This window comes from Bartonella sp. OT172YNZD (assembly GCF_042193725.1).
Taxonomy (GTDB): domain Bacteria; phylum Pseudomonadota; class Alphaproteobacteria; order Rhizobiales; family Rhizobiaceae; genus Bartonella; species Bartonella grahamii_A.
The window spans coordinates 1-4,127 of the sequence record NZ_JBHILZ010000036.1 but is presented as its reverse complement, the minus strand read 5'-3'; the positions used below and the strand labels follow the sequence as shown (position 1 = coordinate 4,127).

The following is a 4,127-nucleotide window of genomic DNA, read 5'->3' as shown; positions in this document are numbered from 1 at the left end:
GATTAGCCATGTCGACCATAAAAACGCACGCTATCGGGTAAAAAGTGGCAATCTCATCAGTGACTGGATTCCAGACAACACAAGCCCGCGCCGGTAAAACACGCTCCTATGAAGGGCGCGATGTTGGAGAGCAAGTAGTTGTTATCTCGTCATCAGGGGATTTATCACAAGGGGTGATTGTTGGCTCCATTCATACCGATGCTCATCAAGCAGCCGATAAGGGCAGTATTCACCGAACGATATACCCTGATGGAACCAGCCTTGAATATGATGATGAACAAAACACTTATGGAATTCACATCAAATCAGGCGGAAAGTTTATCCTGACAATCGCTGATGGTGTGTCACTAAAAGGTGATGGTGGTAAGCTAGAGCTTACCGCACCGGAAGGCATAAAGATTGTTTCAGAAAGCGATATAAATTTAAACGCAAAAGGCAACATCTCTTTGAAGGCTGGTGGTGGCGTTTCACTGAATTCGAATGATAGTCTCTCTCTTCATTCTGGAAATAATGTTTCCATTCATTCAAGTGAACTAAAGCATAACGGCACCAATGTAGGAGCAACACATGTTCATGGTGGTGTTTCCCCTGGTGGCTCGATGACAGGAGGTCCCAATTGAACAGTGGAATGGACCGCACAACGGGAAAGCCATTAACCGGCATTGATCATTTACGCCAATCAATCCTTGATATCTTATCAACACGGATTGGTTCGCGTGTAATGCGGCGTGACTATGGTTCACGTGTTGCGGAACTCATTGATGCACCAATAAATAACAGCTTTTCCGTTGCTCTTTATGCTGCTGTTGCTGAGGCTTTAGACAAGTGGGAACCGCGTTTTAAATTGAAAAAAATTGATTTTAAATGGAGTGAGGCTGGACAAGTTTCTTTGTCCTTTGAAGGCATTTATTTGCCATCCGGCAAGCCCATTACCATGGAAGGATTATTGATAAAATGAATGGAGTACTTGCAAAACCAGAAATCATCACAGAACTTTCTTTTGAGGAAATACGGGCAGCGGCTCTTGCTCATTTAAAAGAGCTTTTGCCTGAATATACCATTCTTGAAAGTGACCCGGCTGTAAAAGTCATTGAGGCTTTTAGCTATCGAGAGTTGCTTTTAAGACAGCGTATTAACGAAGCAGCACGCAACAACATTCTTGATTTTGCAACCGGTGAATCTCTTGATGCTTTGGGAAACTGGCATGGTCTTGTCCGCATGGAAGGGGAAAGTGACGAGAGATATCGTGAACGCATAGAGCTTCATGCCCGTGGTGGCAATGGGAGCGGGACAGAGCCCTATTACAAGCTTATCGCCTTAACAGCAGATAGTCGTGTTAAGGATGCGATTGTTTACCGTAAAGGCAAAGACCCAACCATCTATGTTGCTCTTTTTGGCAACAATGAAGAAGGAACAGCATCTAAAGATCTCATACAAACAGTCTCACAAGCTCTTCACAGAAAAAATATCATCATGACCAATGATACAATCATTGTTCACGCTGCTGTCAAAAAAGTGCTGGACTTAGAAGCAGATGTTTGGCTGTTACCAGAAACATCTTTGAAAATTCTCACAACAATGGAAGCAAATTTAAGAGCAGCATGGAAACAAGAACAAGCCATTGGTCGTGAGTTAAATTTGTCGTGGTGGATTTCAAAACTGATGATTTCTGGTGTCCAGAAAGTGAGTGCCATTGCACCAACACAAGACAGTATGGTTTGTGATGAAGAAGTTTTAGCGATTGGAAAAATCACCTTAAACTTCAAAGGGCGTGCGCGCTAATGGTTGGTTCCCTCCTCCCCTCACATGCAACAGAATTTGAAAAGCGCCTTGCCGATGCTTGCGACTTTCATCAAGATATTGATGGTTCTGTTTTGGGGATTTCACGCGCAAAACTGATCACACGCCCTCCCCGCTTCTTGCCGTGGTTGATTGAAGAATATGGGCTTGGAGAGCTTACGCCTTATGTTCCAAATCTCTATGATTTAATTGATCAAGGGCTTCAATGGCAGCGGATACGTGGCTCACTTGCGGCAATAGAAATGGGACTTCAATGGCTAGAGATTTCTGCACGCTTTCAACCTGCCTGGACAGAGCGAGCATGGTGGAATTCCTTTCAACTTGATTTTGATCACTTGCCTGAACGGAAAAGCCTTGAAGCCATTGAAGCAATCACTGACCTTTCCAAAAGTTTGCGCTCTGATTTTCGCCGTGGGAGCTATGGCTATGATGTTCAAACCATGGAAGGCAATATGTCACGCCTTGATGACAGCATGTTGGAGTATGAAAGCGGTGTTCGCTTAACAGCTGGGGGCACTTTGTTTTCCTTTGGGCGCACAACAGAAATAGAGCGCATTCTCGAAGAAGAAGAAGGCAAGCTTATTGGCAATTGGATAAATGATGGGGATAAAGAATTAAGCTGGGACCTTATTGATTACCCATGGGAGTTGGCAAATTTTCCGTGGTGTTCGGTCAAAAAACATGAACGCGATATCCTCATGGCAGAATGGTTTAGCAACCGCACGCTTTATCTCGTGTTAAGAGATACCCAAAATGGCGTGATTGGCACTCGCAGATGCTATGCTGTAGCGCCTGTCGAACAGGCTTTGGATGGTGTTTACAGCCATTGTGGTAACAGATTTAACCCTTCCACAACAGGCACTCTGTTGTTTCTTGCTGCCCGTACAGACTTTCACGATGTTGATGGGAAACAAGCAGCATTTGTTTCCATTCTCGTTCATGCCTCTCCCAAACAAGATATCCCCTTTGGCAAGCTTTGGTGTGACGCCAATGAACTAAATGGTGGTGTAGAGATACTCAAAACGCCCATTAATATTCCTTTGCGTGCCGATGTTCGCGAACAATTCAAGATTTTATTGAGGTTTTAATATGAAGCATGAAAGTGGTTTACCCTTTGCAATTGACAGATCTCTGGGCAAAGAGGAACAACAAAGCGTTGTCTTTTATGGACAACGCCCCTTTATTCAAAGTGGTGAACTCAATGAGGTTCAAACCATCATCAGGGGGCGCCATGACCGTTTGGGGCGCCTTGTGGCACAAGAAGGGGACCGCGTTGAACGGGCTGATGCTTTTGTCAACAAAGAGACGCAAACTGTCACGTTAACAGAGGGCAAAATTTATATCGCAGGCGACATCTTTCCTGTCTCTGAAGCGGTACTCAACAATGTTTCCATGATTGGACGCTTGGAAATTGGTGTGAAGCTGCAAAAAAAATGGATAACACACGAAGATGATCCAGAGCTGTTGGGGCAAGTGCCTGGCACCTTGGCAGAAGGAGAACCTGGTGCCGCACGCGAAACAGCAAAGCTTGTTTGGGCTCTCAAAGAGGATGGGCAGCAAGGCACGTTTTTTCCTGTCTACATTTTGCAAGATGGTATTCTAATTGATCAAAAATCGCCCTCATTGCTTGAACCCGCCATGCAAGCCATTGCGACGTACGACCGAGCCCATGGGCATTATATCGTGGGTGGCTGCCGTGTAAGCGCATTGGGAGCCAATAAAGGTTGCCAAGTGTTTAGTATTCAAGAAGGGGAAGCCAATATTAATGGCTTTAAACGCAAGCGCCTTGCCGCCTTGCGCCATGAAGAGGTGCAAGATTTTTCGACAAGCGTTGTTCCCAGCGAAACGCATATTTTTGCGCCTCAAAAGGGCAAGACAAGTTTTACCTTTAACCCCTATTATTTTCCTATTGCCGATATTCAGTCTCTTTTGTTGACAAAAGAAAAAACCGTTAACGTCACCCGTGGTGCAGTTGCTTCGGGGCGTGATGGTGTTCCTGATAAAAGCATCACCGCGTTTATTAAAGTTGTTCAAGGAAGCAAGGAATTTAAAGAAGGCACAGATTTTAAAAAAACCGGAGACACCATTGATTGGGCACCGGTGGGAGATGAACCTTTACCGGGAAGCAACTATAAGGTGACTTACCGCTATCGTGCAAAAATCACGGCTGATAAGGTAACAGCGCAGGAAATCACAGTCTCAGGAGGTGCGGAGGGTGGTGATATTATCGTCAGTTACACTTACAAATTGCCCCGCATTGACCGTATTGGTCTCAACACAGGGGGAAATGTCGTCTATATCAAAGGGATTTCTTCAGACCAACCCAT

The 4,127-nt window shown here is 45.0% G+C and carries 4 protein-coding genes and 1 pseudogene; all 5 read left to right on the top strand.

The genetic code is table 11. The annotated features are described in order from the left end of the window. Positions 1–620 (top strand): annotated as a pseudogene (locus tag ACFIJS_RS08615) (phage baseplate assembly protein V); the annotation flags it as partial. After that, the gene (locus ACFIJS_RS08610; protein WP_375651188.1) at positions 617–958 is read left to right on the top strand and encodes a GPW/gp25 family protein; all 342 of its coding nucleotides are present in this window, start codon (positions 617–619) and stop codon (positions 956–958) included. The pseudogene ACFIJS_RS08615 and the gene ACFIJS_RS08610, both read left to right, overlap by 4 nt. After that, the gene (locus ACFIJS_RS08605) at positions 955–1,782 is read left to right on the top strand and encodes a baseplate J/gp47 family protein (protein WP_375651186.1); all 828 of its coding nucleotides are present in this window, start codon (positions 955–957) and stop codon (positions 1,780–1,782) included. Before ACFIJS_RS08610 ends, ACFIJS_RS08605 begins: the two co-directional genes overlap by 4 nt. Beyond that, complete coding sequence (locus tag ACFIJS_RS08600; protein WP_375651184.1) at positions 1,782–2,888, top strand: phage tail protein; 1,107 nt, start codon at positions 1,782–1,784, stop codon at positions 2,886–2,888. Before ACFIJS_RS08605 ends, ACFIJS_RS08600 begins: the two co-directional genes overlap by 1 nt. Before the next feature lies 1 nt (position 2,889). After that, positions 2,890–4,127 (top strand): DUF4815 domain-containing protein (locus ACFIJS_RS08595; RefSeq protein ID WP_375651182.1); only part of this gene is annotated, 1,238 nt, incomplete at its 3' end.

Excerpts from the sequence above, each read along its gene's own strand:
- ACFIJS_RS08600 (WP_375651184.1), top strand. The coding sequence starts at position 1,782 with ATGGTTGGTTCCCTCCTCCCCTCACATGCAACAGAATTTGAAAAGCGC.
- ACFIJS_RS08605 (WP_375651186.1), top strand. The coding sequence starts at position 955 with ATGAATGGAGTACTTGCAAAACCAGAAATCATCACAGAACTTTCTTTT.